This window comes from Pseudomonas helleri, from assembly GCF_045830615.1.
Taxonomy (GTDB): domain Bacteria; phylum Pseudomonadota; class Gammaproteobacteria; order Pseudomonadales; family Pseudomonadaceae; genus Aquipseudomonas; species Aquipseudomonas helleri.
Genome location: NZ_CP174501.1, coordinates 2,975,602 through 2,993,534 on the forward strand (window position 1 = coordinate 2,975,602; position 17,933 = coordinate 2,993,534).

Consider the following 17,933-nt stretch of genomic DNA (forward strand, 5'->3'; position numbering starts at 1 on the left):
TCTCCTCGCAGACATGGGGGGCAGTTTACGCCAATCGGCGCGCCTGACAAAGTCCTAGTGTTTTTGTCAGGCAATCTGCCCTCTCTTGTTAAATTATTACCGGCCGCATTACAGGTTTTCGTAGCGATTCATGTCCAAAACACCCGCTTCAACCGGATCGGTCTCATTGATGTACTCGCCAATATCATGGAAGTACTGCCAGAACTGCGGGTTGCTGCGGCGAACGCCCCACCGCTCGACGATAGCCTCGAAGCTTTTCTGATCTTTGGATTGCTCCATCGCTTCGACAAACGCCTCAACATCAGTTGCCGGAATGTTGAACATGAAGTTCGGGTAACTGCTGAGCACACCCGGGAAAATCGTCAGTGTGTCCAACCCCGGTTGCAGGCGATAGGCCTCGCCAAGCATAAAGGCCACGTTGCTGTGGGCACGGTTGCGCAACATGCTGTACATCTCGCGGTCACCGTTGTTGCCTTCAATGCGCAGCATGGTCGCTTCTGGCAATTGATTGATGACCGCCAGCCCCGCTGCCGGACGCGCAGTAAGACGGCTGAGTGATTGCTCGGCGAACTGGAACTCCTGTGCAATATCAGGTCGCGAGCAATAAGCGCCGGTGCAACGGTTGATCGGATCCGGGTTGGCATTCAAGGTGCCGGCGCGGTCAATTAACTTGAGGGCAAAGTCACGCTTTGGATCAGTCGGATCGAGGATCATGCCGGTTGGCGTGCTGGTGTCGATTTTTTCGTAATCCAGCCACATCTTGATCTTGCCGCTGTTCTGGTACCAGTCACTGAGGATGCTGGCGCGCGAGTCTGCCGGCATCAGGCGCAAAAAGTTGGCCTCAGCACCGTTACGGATCAAGTCAAAGTACAACCGCGTCTGAGCCTGATGCGAAACGTTGCCGAACACATCAAAGTTGACCGCCAACTGATAGTAGGTGCGCTCGAGCAACGGGAAGTCGAATAGCCACATCGTCTGCGGCACTTCACCGATCAAGCCCTTGGTGACGCTGGCGCTATCAAAGTGCCGAAAGATCGTCAGCAACGCATTGTCATTGCCCGCCCACAGAGTTGCCCAGCTGGGAGGCGGCATGTCCGCGTAAGCATCTTGACGCAGCTTTACGTATTCATTGCGCTTGTCACGGAAGCTGTGCCACAGCGAAAGAACACTGCCGACGTCATCGTTCTGCCCCGGCATCGCCAGCAACGGCGTTGCCTCGCCCCGATAGGCCGCATCGGTGATGTAGCGGTCGTGGGCAGGTTCCTGGAACAGCGCCCAGAAGTTGTCACGGATTACGTCCGTGGCAATTTGCCCGCGGCACACCGGCCCGCGAATAAAGGTGCGCACAAAATACTCGGCGTTATCGAGCATGAACTGATAACGCGCCACGGCCGGGATCGCTTCAAAGGTTTCAAACGGATTGGCGCGGCTGCGCGGCCCGTAACCCGGCAGCGAAGTGGCATGCCAGTCGCCGCTGTAGAACAGCTGCTTGACCCGCTCAAGCTTTTGCTTGCCCATCGGGTAAGTGATGTGGGTTTTGTGCACGATCACGCCCTGTACCGGCATTAACCGGTAATAGAACGTGGTACCCGGATCATCATTTGGACGGCGGGTGGCGATCAGATCAATCGGCTGACCGCTCGGCGTGCGCGAACGCACCCACTGGAAGAAATGCCCTGGCACGCCGTTGTCAAAATACGTATGGGCGAGGAACAAGTGTTCGAACAGCCAGCGCCCGACCAACGCCTCTGTTGAGCCCGGACGATTGAGCAGCGCTTCCCATTCAGCAATCTGCGCAGCTTCACCTGCGCTTGGCTTGATAGCGTGCTGGTCAACCGGTGCGCCTTGCTTGAGCCAGGTCTGCACGGTTTGGTATTGCTTGTCGGTGAGGCCGGTGACGGCCAGGGGCATGCCTTCTTTAGGGTGCTTTTGGGCGTAGGCATCGAACTCGCCCGGCGCGGGGCATGAGTTATCTCGGTTCAGCCCCAGGACGATTTCTTCTGGCAACTTGGCATTGGGCGTCAGCGGGGTGTTATGGCCCAGCTCAAGCATCCGCTCCATCAAGGCCGCTTGCGCGCCTTGCGCATCGAGCACCGAGTAAAAGCCTTTGCGGCGCCATTCATCCGGACCGCTGGCATCGTAGAAAATCCGCGTGGGTGCAACCGGTGTAGTGCGGTCTCCTTTATAGACAGGCACTTTACTGGCGCCACGGGTTGCGCCCTCGGCACTGCCCAGGTTGAGCTGGCAGGCTGCGTCGTTGCACGCATGGCAGGCAACGCATTTTTCGGTAAGGATCGGCTGTATGTCCCGTGTGTAGGATATAGCCGGACTCGCCAGCGGGGCTTGTCCCAGCGCTGTACTACACACCACCAGCGTCACGGCGCCGGTGAGTAGGCGAAAAAACATGTGCCATTGTCCTGATATTGAAATCTCGCGATTCTACCCGTGCTACACGTCTTTCAACATGAGCTGAATTCATGCAAATCTTCCGGCGCTCAAATTAGGCGCAGGTTTGTTATGATTTGCCATCTTTTGCATGGCTCTAACAGGTAGTCCTATGTCTGACCGCAGCGCTCGTATCCAAGCACTTCAGCAAGCCCTCAAAGAGCGCATTCTGATTCTCGATGGCGGCATGGGTACTATGATCCAAAGCTACCGCCTTGAGGAACACGACTATCGTGGCACGCGTTTTGCCGATTGGCCGAGCGACGTCAAAGGCAACAACGACCTTTTGGTCATCACCCGCCCGGATGTCATTGGCTCGATCGAAAAAGCCTACCTGGATGCCGGTGCCGACATTCTCGAAACCAACACCTTTAACGCCACTCAGGTTTCCCAGGCCGACTACGGCATGCAGGCCCTCGCCTACGAGCTAAACGTAGAAGGCGCACGCCTTGCGCGCAAGGTCGCCGACGCCAAGACCCTCGAAACCCCGGACAAACCGCGTTTTGTTGCGGGCGTGCTCGGCCCGACCAGCCGTACCTGTTCGCTGTCGCCAGACGTCAACAACCCCGGCTACCGCAACGTTACCTTCGATGAACTGGTGGAAAACTACACCGAGGCCACCAGGGGCCTGATCGAAGGCGGCGCCGACCTGATCCTGATCGAAACTATTTTCGACACCTTGAATGCCAAGGCCGCGATCTTTGCCGTGCAAGGCGTGTTCGAAGAGCTGGGCTTTGAGTTGCCGATCATGATCTCCGGCACCATCACCGACGCCTCCGGCCGCACGCTGTCGGGCCAGACCACCGAAGCGTTCTGGAACTCTGTGAGCCATGCCAAGCCGATTTCGGTGGGCTTGAACTGCGCACTGGGCGCCAGCGAACTGCGCCCGTACCTCGAAGAGTTGTCGAACAAGGCCGACACCCACGTCTCGGCTCACCCCAACGCGGGTTTGCCAAACGAATTCGGCGAGTACGATGAACTGCCTGCACAAACCGCCAAGGTGATTGAAGAGTTCGCCCAAAGCGGCTTTTTGAACATTGTCGGCGGCTGCTGCGGTACCACGCCGGGCCACATCCAGGCCATCGCCAATGCCGTGGCCGGTTACGCGCCGCGCCAGATCCCGGACATCCCGAAGGCTTGCCGCCTGTCGGGCCTTGAGCCGTTCACCATTGATCGCAGTTCGTTGTTCGTCAACGTCGGCGAACGTACCAACATCACCGGCTCTGCGCGCTTTGCCCGCCTGATCCGCGAAGACAACTACACCGAAGCCCTCGAAGTGGCCTTGCAACAAGTTGAAGCCGGTGCGCAGATCATCGACATCAACATGGACGAAGGCATGCTGGATTCGAAGAAGGCGATGATCACCTTCCTCAACCTGATTGCCGGCGAGCCGGATATCTCCCGCGTACCGATCATGATCGACTCCTCCAAGTGGGACGTGATTGAAGCGGGCCTCAAATGCATTCAGGGCAAAGGCATCGTCAACTCGATCAGCATGAAAGAAGGCGTCGAGCAGTTCATTCACCACGCCAAACTGTGCAAGCGCTACGGCGCTGCCGTGGTGGTGATGGCATTTGACGAAGCGGGCCAGGCTGACACCGAAGAACGCAAAAAAGAGATCTGCAAACGCTCCTACGACATTCTGGTCAATGAAGTCGGTTTCCCGCCGCAAGACATCATCTTCGACCCGAACATCTTCGCCGTGGCCACCGGCATTGAAGAACACAACAACTATGCAGTGGACTTCATCAACGCCTGCGCCTACATCCGCGATGAACTGCCGTATGCCCTGACCTCGGGTGGTGTGTCCAACGTATCGTTCTCGTTCCGCGGCAACAACCCGGTGCGTGAGGCGATCCACTCGGTGTTCCTGCTGTATGCCATTCGCAGCGGCCTGACCATGGGTATCGTTAACGCCGGGCAACTGGAGATCTACGACCAGATCCCGGTGGAACTGCGCGATGCCGTCGAAGATGTGGTGCTCAACCGCACCCCGGACGCCACGGACAACCTGTTGGCGATTGCCGACAAGTACAAGGGCGATGGCAGCGTCAAAGAGGCCGAGACCGAGGAATGGCGCAGCTGGGACGTCAACAAGCGTCTGGAGCACGCACTGGTCAAGGGCATCACCACCCATATCGTCGAAGACACCGAAGAATCGCGCCTGTCCTTCAGCCGCCCGATTGAGGTGATTGAAGGCCCGCTGATGTCGGGCATGAATATCGTCGGCGACCTGTTTGGCGCGGGCAAAATGTTCCTGCCGCAGGTGGTGAAGTCCGCCCGCGTGATGAAACAGGCGGTGGCCCACCTGATTCCGTTTATCGAACTGGAAAAAGGCGACAAACCAGAAGCCAAGGGCAAGATCCTCATGGCCACGGTGAAAGGCGATGTGCATGACATCGGCAAGAACATCGTGGGTGTGGTGCTGGGTTGTAACGGCTACGACATCGTTGACCTGGGCGTTATGGTGCCTGCGGAAAAAATCCTGCAAGTGGCCAAAGAACAGAAATGCGACATCATCGGCTTGTCCGGCCTGATTACCCCGTCGCTGGATGAAATGGTGCACGTGGCCCGTGAAATGCAGCGCCAGGACTTCCATCTGCCGCTGATGATCGGCGGCGCCACGACCTCCAAGGCGCACACTGCGGTCAAGATCGAACCCAAGTATCAAAATGATGCCGTGGTTTACGTCACCGACGCCTCACGGGCCGTGGGCGTGGCTACACAGCTGCTGTCCAAGGAACTCAAGGCCGGTTTTGTCGAGAAAACCCGCGAAGAGTACGTTGAGGTGCGCGAGCGCACGGCAAACCGCAGCGCCCGCACCGAACGCTTGAGCTATGCCGCATCGATTGCCAAGAAGCCGCAGTTCGACTGGGCCACCTACCAGCCCGTCAAACCGACGTTCACGGGCGCCAAGGTGCTGGACAATATCGACCTCAAAGTACTGGCTGAGTACATCGACTGGACGCCGTTCTTTATCTCTTGGGACCTGGCCGGCAAGTTCCCGCGCATCCTCGACGACGAAGTGGTCGGCGAAGCGGCAAGAGCGTTGTACGCCGACGCGCAAGAGATGCTGAAAAAGCTGATTGATGAAAAGCTGATCAGTGCGCGGGCGGTCTTTGGTTTCTGGCCTGCCAACCAGGTTAACGATGACGATCTGGAGCTCTACGGTGACGACGGCAAACCTTTGGCCAAGCTGCATCACCTGCGCCAACAAATCATCAAGACCGATGGCAAACCAAACTTCTCGCTGGCCGACTTTGTCGCGCCAAAAGACAGCGGCGTGACCGACTACGTGGGCGGCTTTATTACCACCGCGGGGATCGGAGCCGAAGAAGTGGCCAAGGCCTACCAGGATGCAGGCGACGACTACAACTCGATCATGGTCAAGGCCCTCGCCGACCGTTTGGCCGAGGCTTGCGCCGAGTGGCTGCACCAACAAGTGCGGACAAACTACTGGGGCTATGCCAAGGATGAGCACCTGGACAACGAGGCATTGATCAAAGAGCAGTACAGCGGCATCCGCCCTGCTCCTGGCTACCCGGCGTGCCCGGACCACACTGAAAAAGCGACGTTGTTCGCCTTGCTGGACCCTGAAGCTCAAGAAATGCGTGCAGGCCAGAGCGGCGTGTTCCTGACCGAGCACTACGCGATGTTCCCGGCAGCTGCGGTGAGCGGCTGGTACTTCGCGCACCCGCAAGCGCAGTACTTTGCTGTAGGTAAAGTCGATAAGGACCAGATCGACAGCTACACCGCGCGTAAAGATCAGGACTTGAATGTGACCGAACGCTGGCTGGCGCCTAACCTCGGCTACGACAACTAAGTAAAAACCCTGTAGGAGCGAGCTTGTCTCGCGATCTTTTGATTGTTTAAAAGATCGCGAGGCAAGCTCGCGCCTACAAAGGGATTTACCGTTTAACCGGCGTGCGCATGGTGACGAACTCTTCAGCCGCCGTCGGGTGGACGCCGATGGTTTCGTCAAAATGCTGTTTGGTTGCACCGGCTTTCAAGGCAATCGCCAGTCCTTGCACGATCTCCCCCGCCTCTGGCCCTACCATGTGGCAGCCCAGCACTTTATCGGTGTCGGCATCGACCACCAGTTTCATCAACGTACGCTCCTGACACTCGGTCAGGGTCAGTTTCATTGGGCGGAAGCTGCTCTCGAAGATCTGCACCTTGTGCCCGTCTTCGATGGCCTGTTCTTCGCTCAGCCCCACCGTGCCTATGTTCGGCAAGCTGAACACCGCAGTCGGGATCATGCGGTAGTCCACGGGGCGATATTGCTCAGGCTTGAATAGACGCCGCGCAACCGCCATGCCTTCGGCCAAAGCCACTGGCGTGAGTTGCACACGGCCAATCACGTCACCAATCGCCAGAATCGACGGTTCGGTGCTCTGGTACAGGTCATCGACTTGCACAAAGCCGCGCTTGTCGAGTTTGACCCCGGTATTTTCCAGCCCGAGGTTGTCGAGCATCGGGCGACGACCCGTCGCGTAGAACACGCAATCGGCTTCTAGCTCACGGCCGTCTTTAAGGGTGGCCTTGAGGCTGCCATCTGCCTGCTTGTCGATGCGTGCAATGTCTGCGTTGAACTGCACGTCCATGCCGCGCTTGGTCAGCTCTTCATGCAGGTGTTTGCGCACAGCGCCGTCAAAGCCACGCAGGAACATATCACCGCGGTACAACAACGACGTCTGGGCGCCCAGGCCGTGGAAGATCCCGGCGAATTCCACGGCGATGTAGCCGCCACCCACCACCAGCACGCGCTTGGGCAGCTCTTTGAGGAAGAACGCTTCGTTGGAGCTGATTGCCAGCTCATGCCCCGCAATCTCCGGAATCTGCGGCCAGCCGCCCGTTGCGATCAGGATATGTTTGGCCGTATGACGCTGGCCATTGACTTCAACCTCGTTGGGCCCGGTCAGTTTGGCGTGACCTTCCATCAGGGTGACGCCACTGTTAACCAGCAGGTTGCGGTAAATACCGTTGAGGCGGTGGATTTCGCGATCTTTATTGGCGATCAGGGTCGCCCAGTCAAAATTCGCTTCACCCAGGCTCCAGCCAAAGCCGGACGCTTGCTCGAAGTCTTCGGCGAAGTGCGCACCGTAGACCAGCAGCTTTTTCGGCACGCAGCCCACGTTCACGCAGGTACCGCCCAGATAACGGCTTTCTGCTACCGCCACTTTGGCTCCAAAACCCGCAGCAAAGCGTGCAGCACGCACACCACCGGAACCCGCACCAATTACAAACAAATCAAATTCGTAGGCCATTTCTCTCTCCTAGGCAGGCCATCAGCATAATCGCTCCAGCGCGATTGACCAGCGCCGACGGTTAACGCGAGGCAAATAAACGACAAAGCCACCCGAAGGTGGCTTTGTCTTGCAACGTTCTACACGCAGGCTCTGTTAGTAAGCCTTGCCGGTTTTGTAGAAGTTTTCGAAGCAGAAGTTGGTTGCTTCGATGTAGCCTTCAGCACCACCGCAGTCGAAACGCTTGCCTTTGAATTTGTAGGCAATCACGCAACCGTTTTGCGCCTGTTTCATCAGGGCGTCGGTGATCTGGATCTCGCCACCTTTACCCGGCTCGGTCTGCTTGATCAGGTCGAAGATGTCCGGAGTCAGGATGTAGCGGCCGATGATGGCCAGGTTCGATGGCGCGTCTTCCGGTGCTGGTTTTTCAACCATGTTGCGCACGCGGTACAGGTCATCACCAATCAGGTCGCCAGCGATGACGCCGTACTTGTTGGTTTCTTGCGGGTCAACTTCCTGGATCGCGATGATGGTGCAACGGTACTGGTTGTACAGTTTGACCATCTGCGTCAGTACGCCGTCGCCTTCCAGGTTTACGCACAGGTCATCTGCCAGTACCACGGCAAACGGCTCGTCGCCGATCAGCGGGCGGCCAGTCAGAATGGCGTGGCCCAGGCCTTTCATTTCGGTTTGACGGGTGTACGAGAACGAACACTGATCCAGCAGACGACGGATACCTACCAGGTATTTTTCTTTGTCAGTGCCCTTGATCTGGTTTTCCAGCTCATAGCTGATGTCGAAGTGGTCTTCCAGTGCGCGTTTGCCACGTCCTGTGACGATAGAAATTTCATTCAAGCCAGCGTCCAGTGCTTCTTCAACCCCGTACTGGATCAGTGGCTTGTTCACCACCGGCAGCATTTCTTTTGGCATGGCCTTGGTCGCTGGCAAAAAGCGAGTGCCGTAACCGGCTGCTGGGAACAAGCATTTCTTGATCATATGAGTCCTTAAAAGGGCTGTACGTTCGAATTTTGGCGCAGTCTAATCAGGCGGCATCGACGTTACAATGCCCCGAATAGCAAACTGATGCCAACCTAGATGAATTTTTTGCCAACAAGTTCATTAATTACTTATTTTTCAACTACTCATCGACTGGGTGAGGCGGTTAACACGCCTGCAGCTGCTACAGGCAGATTGCGGCCAAACGCCATATCACGAGGCCAACGCCCTCGATTGGCGGTATTATTGCCGCCGTTTTCGATTCTTAAAGGTCCCAGCTTCGATGTCAGCCACAAAAAGCGTCAACGGTTACCTGATAAAAAATGTCAGTTCAAAAGAATGGTGGATGGTCGCTCCATCAGGCGAACACGTCGCGGGGCCATTCCCCACGGAAAAAGCCGCAATCGAGGTTGCCGAAGTCTTTGAAGACCTTGCTGGGCCAGCACCTCGCGGGCGCAGCAAGGATTGAGCATAGACGCTTCTGCCGCCTGAGGGCGGCAGCCTTTTTTATTGGGTACCGACACCTATCAACACGCCATTAATGGTCAGCCCGTAAGCATTCACACCATCATTGGCGTGGTACTTGAGTCGGGTTTTCTCGACCGAGCCTTCTACCAGCCGCGGATCCTGCGGCCGCTCATGGGTATTGATGTAGGCGGCCACATCCCACGCTTGTTCATCGCTCAAGCTGTTGGCCTTGCCCAGTGGCATGTTGTGTTTGATAAACGAGGCAGCGGTGTTGATCCGGTGCATGCCGGCCCCCCAGTTATAAGACTCCTTGCCCCACAGCGGCGGCATCACGTAATCAGCGCCAACCTTTTGCCCCTGGCCATTATCGCCATGACAAATCGCACACTGGTCCTTGTAGACCACAGCGCCGCGTACCAGATCGTAGCCACTGGCGGGCTGCGCGACATCCGGATAGCCACGCCCCGGCAACTCGACACCCACCGGCGCTTTGGTCGATAACCAATAGGCATACACCGACAATGCGGTGATCTCACGACTGTCGGCCGCAGGGGGCGTGCCGCCATTCATGCTGAACTGAAAGCAGCCCTGCAAGCGCTCGGCAAAGGTGTTGACCTTTTCGTTCTTCTTTCGATAGGCCGGGTACATCGGGTAAGCACCCCATAGTGGCGCCGAATTGGCCATGCGCCCCTGATCCAGGTGGCAGTTGGTACAGTTCAGGCCATTGCCCACGAACTGCGGGGCTTGGCGCTTGGTATCGACAAACAGCGCATAACCGTCTTTAACCATTTTTCCGTAAGCGTTATCCGGCAGTTCGCTTTCCAGCGGCGGCTGGAAATACTCCGGGCCGTGGCCACTCACCGGCGGGATTTTGATCTGGCTCTGATCGTCCATGGCGATCGTCGCGGCCAGGACGACAGGGCTCAATAGCATCGACAGCGCGCAAGCAGGCATCATGCTTTTCATGGCGCGACCTCCTTGTGGCCCACGGTTGAGAAATACTCGGCCACGGCTTTGACTTCGTCCTCACTCATGGCCTTGGCGATATGGCCCATCAAGTCGTCGGGGTCATTCTTGCGCGAGCCATCGCGCCAGGCATTCAACTGCGCCACCAGATACAGCGCAGGCTGATTGGCCAGTGGCGGGAAAGCGCTGCCCACCCCTGCCCCGCCCGGCCCGTGGCAACTCACGCACCGGGATTTGCCGATCCCAAGCGCCACGCAATGCCAGCGTTTCCCCCACGCCTTCAGGCATGCTGCTGCGGTTGATCGGCGGGACCGGCGGCGCCGGCATCGCAGCAATAGCCTGGGTGACCAAGGCAATTTCGTCGTCAGTCAAGGCCTTGGCCAGCGGCTGCATCACAGGACTGAACCGTTTGCCACTTTGGAAGTCGTGAAGCTGTTTGCTCAGGTAGTCAGCAGAAATACCGGCTAATCGCGGAAAACCTGCAGGTGCCAGCCCCATGCCATCAGCCCCGTGGCAAGCCACACACGCCAGGGCACCGGGCTGTGCCCCGCCCTGCAGGTAAATGTTGGCAGAGGTTTGCGCCTGTACGCTGATGAGCGTGAGCAGCACTACACCGCCCAACAGCGCTCGGTTAAGTGGAATCATGACCCACTCCATTATTGTTATAAGTTTAGGCCTAAAAAATATAAGCCTTATGGACCGTAGGGGAATTCCGACGGAGTCACAACTAATGGGTAAAGGAACCCGCCTAACAGGCATAAAAAAACCTGACGCGGCCTTGAGCCGCTGTCAGGTTTTACGGGGAACGCGGACCGATCAGGTGCCTGCGTTATTCTCCAGAAATACAATGTGTAGCTGACTGACGAATGTCCCCCGGACGAACCGGCACATTGGACATGCTTTCATAGACCTTGATGCTGCTGCCGCCTGAACGCTCTTCGATATCAATGACCGCCGTTGGATTGGAGGTCAGTTTTTGCGGCACGATAATCCTCAGCCCATCTTTGTGCGGCTCGATCTGTGGGTCGTTACGAGTTTTGGACAACTGTTGCACCAGGCATTGAGCATAGGCGTCCGGTTTTTTGCCCGAAATAACATTCAGGGTAGGAATCGTGTGTTCGATATCCGTCACTGAAGCACAGCCACCCAACGCCAGCACCGCCACCAAAACGCCCCACTTCATACAATTCCTCCGTTAAAGACCCTAAGACAGTAAATCTTTAACTTTGCTCCCTGATGTCAGGGAATAAGTTTTCAACAGTGGCCAATTATCTGCCTTTTACGTCAGACTCGCCTGAACCACGGCATAATAAGCGCCTTTAGACCCAAGCTTGGACTAAAGCACGTGCTATCGTGCTGATTTTTTGGCAAAAGCCGCCTTTTTGGAGCCCACATGAAGTTCATTCACCAGCGCGAGCACCTTAACGAAGACGACATTGTCGTTATCGAGTGCTCCCAGCCCTGCAACATCCGCCTGATGAGCGATGCGCACTTTCGCAGCTTCAAGAATGGCGGGCGCCACTCTTATCACGGCGGCGCATTCAAAGATTTCCCGGCTCGCATCACCGCGCCAAGCACCGGTTTCTGGAACATTACCATCGATACGGTAACCACCCGTGCCATCAGCGTAACCCGCAAGCCTTCGTTCAAGCCTACGATCAAGATCGTACGTCGCTCGACCTCCAAGCTGCGCTAAGCCTGACACCTCTTTAATAGACAGGAAATATTGTGGACACCGTTAAATACGTCATCAAGTACAAGCTCAGCGACGAACGCCGCTTTGACTTTGCCCAGCTCAAAACCGGCAGCGAAGAAGAAGCACGTGAAGCGATGAAAAAGCTCCACGGTGATACCGAGGTATTTACCGACATCAAGGTCAGCAAGGCGCTCTAAGCCCGATGACGCTCGACCTGTTTGGCGAAGAAGACCTGCAGCAGCCCGCCCGGATCGAACGCATCGGTGCGCAGGCGTATGTGCTTCGCGGGTTCGCCCTGCCGTGGATCGAGGCACTGCTAAGCGCTGTTGAGGCCGTGTTGCAGCAATCGCCCTTCAGGCACATGCAAACCCCCGGCGGTTTTACCATGTCGGCCCGTTTAAGCAGTTGCGGTGATTTGGGCTGGACCTCGGATGGCCACGGCTACCGCTACAGCCCTGTTGATCCGGTCAGCGCGACGCCCTGGCCGCACATGCCAGAGGCCTTTTTCAACATCGCTGCAGGCGCCGCGAACGCGGCTGGTTTTGCAGGTTTTGTACCTGATGCAGGGCTGATTAATACCTACAGTCCCGGCGCAAAAATGTCCCTGCATCAGGACAAAAACGAACGTTCTTACGATGCCCCCATCGTTTCGATTTCTCTGGGCCTGCCTGCGGTCTTCCAATTTGGCGGTTTTCAGCGCAGTGACCCGGCGCAGCGGATCTCTCTGTTTCATGGCGATGTGGTGGTGTGGGGCGGCGTCGATCGCTTGCGTTTCCATGGCGTACTGCCGATAAAACCGGGCAACCATCCAGAGTTGGGCGAACAGCGCATCAATATCACCCTGCGCAAGGCAGGCTGAGGCATAGCACAGGGCTATATATTTTTTTATATACCGTCTATCTTCCTCTAGCCCGACCAAAATCAACCCAACAATTCGGGCAGCTCACGCTTCTAAAGGAATGGAGTTACGCCATGAATCTTCGCGCTCGACACTTTGCCCCCTCCGCGCTTGCGGCACTGATTGGATGTTTCGCGTTTACTTCAGCGCAGGCCGATGACGTTCAGGTAGCCGTCGCGGCCAACTTCACCGCGCCGATTCAGGCCATCGCCAAAGACTTTGAAAAAGACACCGGGCACAAAGTGATCGCTGCGTATGGCGCCACAGGTCAGTTCTACACCCAGATCAAAAATGGTGCTCCGTTTGAAGTCTTTCTGGCAGCCGACGACAGCACGCCAGAAAAACTCGAAAAAGAAGAAGATATCGTCCCGGGCTCACGTTTCACTTACGCCATCGGCACGCTGGCGCTGTGGTCAGCCAAAGACGGCTACATCAATAACACTGACGAAGTGCTGAAGCAAAACCAGTTCAAACACCTGTCTATCGCCAACCCTAAAGCGGCCCCTTACGGCCTCGCAGCCACGCAAGTGCTGGCAAAACTGGGGCTGACTGACGCGGTCAAAGGCAAGATTGTTGAAGGCCAGAACATCACCCAGGCCTATCAATTCGTCTCGACGGGTAATGCCGAATTGGGTTTTGTCGCCCTGTCGCAGATCTATAAGGATGGCAAAGTCAGCGAAGGATCCGCCTGGCTGGTGCCAGAAGCCTTGCACGACCCGATCAAACAAGACGCGGTGATCCTGAAGAAGGGTGAAAACAATCCCGCTGCCAAAGCCTTGGTTGATTACCTGAAAAGCCCTAAAGCGGCGGCCATTATCAAATCCTACGGTTATCAGCTGTAAATGCCGCTCTCGAGTGCTGACTTTGCGGCCATCTGGCTGACCCTGAAGCTGGCGTCACTGACCACGGTCATTCTGCTGCTGGTCGGCACTCCGATCGCCCTGTGGCTCGCGCATACCCGATCACGGCTGCGCGGGCCGATTGGCGCTATCGTGGCCTTGCCGTTGGTGTTGCCGCCCACCGTCATCGGTTTTTATCTGTTACTGGCGATGGGCCCGCATGGCTATGTCGGGCAGCTCACCCAGGCCATGGGGCTGGGAACGCTGACCTTCAGCTTTGCCGGGCTGGTGATCGGCTCAGTGATTTATTCGATGCCCTTTGTCGTTCAGCCTTTGCAGAACGCATTCACCGCCATCGGTCCCAGACCTCTGGAAGTTGCCGCCACGTTGCGGGCCAATCCTTGGGATTGTTTTTTCACCGTGGTGCTACCGCTCGCGCGCCCCGGCTTTATCACTGCGGCGATTCTGGGCTTTGCCCACACAGTCGGTGAGTTTGGCGTGGTGCTGATGATTGGCGGCAATATCCCGGAAAAAACCCGCGTGGTTTCCGTGCAAATCTACGACCACGTTGAAGCACTGGAATATGCCCAGGCGCACTGGCTGGCAGGCGCCATGGTGGTGTTCTCATTTCTGGTGCTGTTGGCGCTGTACTCAAGCCGCAAATCTCAAAGCACCTGGAGTTGAACATGAGTTCTCACATCACTGTTCGGCTGCAGCTCAGCTATTCCGGTTTTTCGCTGGACCTGGACGTACAGTTGCCCGGAAAAGGGGTGACGGCTTTGTTTGGTCACTCGGGATCTGGCAAGACCACCTGCTTGCGCTGTATCGCCGGTCTGGAGCGGGCTGAACATGCCTTCGTGCAGATCAATGACGAAGTCTGGCAAGACAGCCACAACAAGCTGTTTGTGCCGGTTCATAAACGGTCATTGGGGTATATCTTTCAAGAAGCCAGCCTGTTCCCGCACCTCTCGGTGCGCGCCAACCTTGAATTCGGCCTGCGCCGCATCCCGGGTCAAGAACGGCGGGTAGAACTGGCCCACGCGGCCGACCTGCTGGGCATCACTCATCTGCTGGAACGTGCCCCCAATCACTTGTCGGGTGGCGAGCGTCAGCGGGTCGGTATTGCCCGTGCACTGTTGACCAGCCCTAAACTGTTGCTGATGGACGAGCCGCTCGCTGCACTCGACAGCCAGCGCAAGGCCGAGATCCTGCCCTACCTTGAGCGTCTGCATGCCGAGCTGGATATACCGGTGCTGTATGTCAGCCACTCGCAGGATGAAGTCGCGCGTCTGGCAGACCACATCGTGCTCTTGAGTGAAGGCAAGGCTCTGGCCAGCGGGCCTGTCGGTGACATTCTGGCCAGGCTTGATCTGCCGCTGTCGCAGGGCGATGACGCAGGCGTGGTGATCGAAGGTACGGTGTGTGAATACGATGCGCAGTATCAATTGCTGACCCTGCAACTGCCGAACAGTACTCAATGCTTGCGGGTTGCCCATGCGCCACTGGCGGTGGGTCAGGCCCTACGGGTAAAGGTGCAGGCCCGCGACATCAGCCTGAGCCTCCATCGCAGCGAACACAGCAGTATCCTCAACAGCCTGCAAGCCACTGTCATCAGCGAAACTGCGGCAGACAACCAAGCCCATGTGCTGGTGCGTCTGGACATCGCCGGCAGCGCCCTGCTGGCCCGTATTACCCGCTACTCCCGTGACCAGCTTGACCTGCAGCCGGGGCAAAGCATCTGGCTGCAGATCAAATCTGTTGCGGTTTTAGCTTGATTGCTTGAGCTCTTCACGGCGGCGGACATTGAAGTAACGCACCGTGGTAATACCCAAGCCCAACAGACCACCGAGGAACAAGCCCAGCACAATGGTCAGGGCTTTTTTCGGCTTGAGCGCGCTGACAGGCGTCTGCGCCTTACGGTCAATACTGACCAGGCCCAACGCACTCATGTCGGTATTCAAATTACCCAGGCGGACGATCTCTGCACGCAAAGGCTCGATATTTTTCAGGTAGACGTCTTCATTCGCGCGCTTGCCGAGTTGCTCAACCTCGCGATTGACCTCCAGCAACTTCAGCTTTTTGTCGATCTCCAGAACCCTTTTGTCGGTAAAGTCGTCGGAAGTTCGCTTGAGCAAAACGGCGCGTTCAGCTTGCAGGGCTTGAGTGCCCAAAAAGTACAGCGGCGTATCCTGGGAGGTGATGTCCGTGCGAATCACTCGTGATCCGCCGCCAGCACTCTCGCCCATTGCATAAGGCGTGGTCGGGCGGGAAATGCCCAAGGTACTGGCAATGCTGATGGCTTCGTCCAGTTGATCAATGCGCGCTTCACGCATGGCCTTGAGTTGCAGGCGCAGGGCCTGCAATTCGTCCTTCAAGGTAGCGCGCTTTAACTCATCGTCTTCTTCAAGCGTGGCAATCTTGGCTTCTTTGTCTGACTGGTAGCCCAATCGTGCAGCGCTGATTTTTTCTCTCAGCTCTTTCTGCCGGTTATTAATGATGGTCTTGAGATCCGAGCTGATTTGCGCACGCTGGTTATCGATTGCGTAGGCAACAAACCCGTTGATGATATCGACACCCAGAACCGATTTGGGATAGGTCAGCTCAAGCTTGATAGACGGGCTCAAGGCATCAGGGTTTTTGACGCCGACTTGAGTCAAGTTGATCGAGTCCCGGTTAAACACCTCAAAGCTTTGTTCAAGCGTCATACCCTCTTTTTCAAGTGGCTTGAACAATTCCTGATGGCTGCGGAAGAAGCTCAGGCGCGTCTCATAGGAATCCAGCGCTGCACCGACTTTCAATAGCGCTTCATTTGGTGGGAGCTTGTAGACCTCTGAACGGTTCAAGGCATCCAGTTCATTAATCTCTGCGGGGCGCAGCACAGTGCTTGCCTGATAAATTGGCTGCACAACCAAGACGTAGCCTAGTGCAATGGCGCCAGCGATTGCTGAAGTAGTCGCAATAAATTTCTTTTGCTGCCAAAAAAAAGAAAACAGGTCGACCAGGTCAATTTCGGGGCTGGAGGCTTTAGGCCGCGGATGCTCGGTGTTTTTCAAAAATAGGCGCCTTGTGAGTAATACATCTTGTTCAGCTGGCCTCTTTGATTGAGGCATGAAAGAGCTGAGCAAAAACAGAATAAACGTCTGACAGATTCTTGTACGAAAAGATTCCAATTCATAAGAATCAAGCACATACGATGACAAAATCAAGTAACGCGAAACCAAGGGCTGCGCACTTTTTGTGGTACAGCCTCATAGCCTTTTGTTTTATAAGAGAATTTTTAACAGCAAAAAAGAATATTCCTACAGCGCACAATGATTTTTCATCTAAACCTGTGAGCACGCCAACACGGCATCTTTCAGCGCTCTGTGTAATGATTGCCATCACCAAAAAGCACGCCTACGTGTGGGGTTACAAGAAGCATGGATATTTTTCAGGCGATGCGAGTGTTCGTGCGCGTAGTCGAGACAGGCAGTTTTACCGCAGCGGCTCAGGCGCTGGGCTATTCAACCGCGCAAACCTCTCGTTTGCTGTCTGAACTTGAATCTTCACTACAAGCACGCTTGTTGCAGCGCAGCACCCGTCGCCTGGCCCTGACCGAAGTCGGCATGCGCTATCTGGAACGTTGCCGACTGATTCTCGGAGAAATTGAAGACGCCAATGCTGAAGCCGGAGGGGCGCACCTGATACCCCGCGGCCATTTGCGCGTGCAATCCACCACGGGCATCGGGATTCAGTTGCTGGCCCCCTTGGTCGCCAGGTACGCCGAGCTTTACCCGCAAGTGAATGTCGACTTGACCCTGTCGCAACGCCAGCCAGACCTGTTTGAAGAAGGCCACGACGTGGTCATTACCTTGTCAGCTCATCTGCCTGACTCCGAGCTGGTGGGCCAAGAGTTGGGGCGCATTTACAGCGTGCTCAGTGCCGCCCCTTCCTACCTGGAAAAACACGGCATCCCGCAAACCCCGGAACAACTGAGCGAGCATCGTTGCTTGCACCTTGTCGACCCTTTGTTCACCGACAGCTGGACGTTCCGTGATGAACAGGGTGAGCGTTCGATTCGTCCAGGTGAAGTGTTTCGGGTCAACGTGGCCGAGGCCATGGCCAAAGCTGCCGAAGCGGGCCTGGGTGTTTGCCTGATGCCGGACTACGTGAGCATGGCGTCCTACCTCAGCGGCTCATTGGTCCGCCTGCTGCCGCAATACCGCCTGCATGAGAAAAGCATCTATGCGCTCTACCCTTCGCGCCGCTTTCTGGATGCGAAAGTTAAAACGTGGGTCGAGTTCTTGAAAAACGAAATCCCTAAGGTGTTGCAAGAACACCAGGCCATCGTCGATGACCCGGCGCATTGGGCTTGAGCAGGAGCAAAAGTCAGCCAGTTG

The 17,933-nt window shown here is 56.5% G+C and carries 15 protein-coding genes and 1 pseudogene; 9 read left to right on the forward strand and 7 right to left on the reverse strand.

The features are described 5' to 3' along the window. Positions 1–108: 108 nt before the first annotated feature. Positions 109–2,406 carry a fatty acid cis/trans isomerase gene (locus ACJJU9_RS13210; protein WP_153334214.1) on the reverse strand — a complete coding sequence of 766 codons (2,298 nt, stop codon included), beginning with the start codon at positions 2,404–2,406 and terminating at the stop codon, positions 109–111. 151 nt (positions 2,407–2,557) lie between these two features. Between ACJJU9_RS13210 and metH the strand changes: the two genes are divergently transcribed. Further along, the gene (gene metH / locus ACJJU9_RS13215) at positions 2,558–6,268 is read left to right on the forward strand and encodes a methionine synthase (protein WP_407728685.1); all 3,711 of its coding nucleotides are present in this window, start codon (positions 2,558–2,560) and stop codon (positions 6,266–6,268) included. Positions 6,269–6,353: 85 nt separating this feature from the next. Here metH and gorA read toward each other — a convergent pair whose 3' ends face one another. Beyond that, on the reverse strand, positions 6,354–7,712 hold the full coding sequence (gene gorA / locus ACJJU9_RS13220; protein WP_048389849.1) for a glutathione-disulfide reductase: 1,359 nt from the start codon (positions 7,710–7,712) through the stop codon (positions 6,354–6,356). A gap of 135 nt (positions 7,713–7,847) precedes the next feature. After that, a complete protein-coding gene (gene galU / locus ACJJU9_RS13225) occupies positions 7,848–8,687 on the reverse strand; it encodes a UTP--glucose-1-phosphate uridylyltransferase GalU (protein WP_048373375.1) in 840 nt (279 codons plus the stop codon). A 283-nt stretch (positions 8,688–8,970) separates the two neighbouring features. On the opposite strand from galU, the gene ACJJU9_RS13230 reads away from it, so the two are divergent. Then, complete coding sequence (locus ACJJU9_RS13230; RefSeq protein ID WP_273218317.1) at positions 8,971–9,156, forward strand: hypothetical protein; 186 nt, start codon at positions 8,971–8,973, stop codon at positions 9,154–9,156. A 38-nt stretch (positions 9,157–9,194) separates the two neighbouring features. Here ACJJU9_RS13230 and ACJJU9_RS13235 read toward each other — a convergent pair whose 3' ends face one another. The 3 genes and pseudogenes from ACJJU9_RS13235 to ACJJU9_RS13245 all read right to left on the reverse strand — a co-directional run bounded on the left by ACJJU9_RS13235 (position 9,195) and on the right by ACJJU9_RS13245 (position 11,304). Beyond that, entirely contained in the window at positions 9,195–10,112 is a 918-nt protein-coding gene (locus tag ACJJU9_RS13235; RefSeq protein ID WP_407730992.1) for a c-type cytochrome, read from the reverse strand. A 5-nt stretch (positions 10,113–10,117) separates the two neighbouring features. Further along, positions 10,118–10,766, reverse strand: a pseudogene (locus ACJJU9_RS13240) (c-type cytochrome). A 184-nt stretch (positions 10,767–10,950) separates the two neighbouring features. Beyond that, positions 10,951–11,304, reverse strand: a complete 354-nt coding sequence (locus tag ACJJU9_RS13245) for a hypothetical protein (protein WP_048373380.1) — start codon at positions 11,302–11,304, stop codon at positions 10,951–10,953. 210 nt (positions 11,305–11,514) lie between these two features. Between ACJJU9_RS13245 and ACJJU9_RS13250 the strand changes: the two genes are divergently transcribed. The 6 genes from ACJJU9_RS13250 to modC all read left to right on the forward strand — a co-directional run bounded on the left by ACJJU9_RS13250 (position 11,515) and on the right by modC (position 15,329). Then, positions 11,515–11,817 (forward strand): DUF1883 domain-containing protein, encoded by a 303-nt coding sequence (locus ACJJU9_RS13250; protein ID WP_048373382.1) that lies wholly within the window; start codon positions 11,515–11,517, stop codon positions 11,815–11,817. Positions 11,818–11,849: 32 nt separating this feature from the next. Then, positions 11,850–12,014: a hypothetical protein gene (locus tag ACJJU9_RS13255; RefSeq protein ID WP_407728686.1), complete on the forward strand. Its 165-nt coding sequence runs from the start codon at positions 11,850–11,852 to the stop codon at positions 12,012–12,014. 5 nt (positions 12,015–12,019) lie between these two features. Continuing rightward, a complete protein-coding gene (alkB, locus tag ACJJU9_RS13260; RefSeq protein WP_153373096.1) occupies positions 12,020–12,676 on the forward strand; it encodes a DNA oxidative demethylase AlkB in 657 nt (218 codons plus the stop codon). A 113-nt stretch (positions 12,677–12,789) separates the two neighbouring features. After that, positions 12,790–13,557, forward strand: a complete 768-nt coding sequence (gene modA, locus ACJJU9_RS13265) for a molybdate ABC transporter substrate-binding protein (RefSeq protein ID WP_407728687.1) — start codon at positions 12,790–12,792, stop codon at positions 13,555–13,557. Beyond that, a complete protein-coding gene (gene modB / locus ACJJU9_RS13270; protein ID WP_048373386.1) occupies positions 13,558–14,238 on the forward strand; it encodes a molybdate ABC transporter permease subunit in 681 nt (226 codons plus the stop codon). It abuts the gene before it with no gap. Positions 14,239–14,240: 2 nt separating this feature from the next. Next, on the forward strand, positions 14,241–15,329 hold the full coding sequence (gene modC / locus ACJJU9_RS13275) for a molybdenum ABC transporter ATP-binding protein (protein WP_407728688.1): 1,089 nt from the start codon (positions 14,241–14,243) through the stop codon (positions 15,327–15,329). Here modC and ACJJU9_RS13280 read toward each other — a convergent pair. Then, positions 15,321–16,607, reverse strand: coding sequence for a Wzz/FepE/Etk N-terminal domain-containing protein (locus ACJJU9_RS13280; protein ID WP_407728689.1), 1,287 nt, complete (start codon positions 16,605–16,607; stop codon positions 15,321–15,323). The genes modC and ACJJU9_RS13280 overlap by 9 nt on opposite strands. A 366-nt stretch (positions 16,608–16,973) precedes the next feature. On the opposite strand from ACJJU9_RS13280, the gene ACJJU9_RS13285 reads away from it, so the two are divergent. Continuing rightward, the gene (locus ACJJU9_RS13285) at positions 16,974–17,909 is read left to right on the forward strand and encodes a LysR family transcriptional regulator (RefSeq protein ID WP_407728690.1); all 936 of its coding nucleotides are present in this window, start codon (positions 16,974–16,976) and stop codon (positions 17,907–17,909) included. Positions 17,910–17,933: the final 24 nt, after the last annotated feature.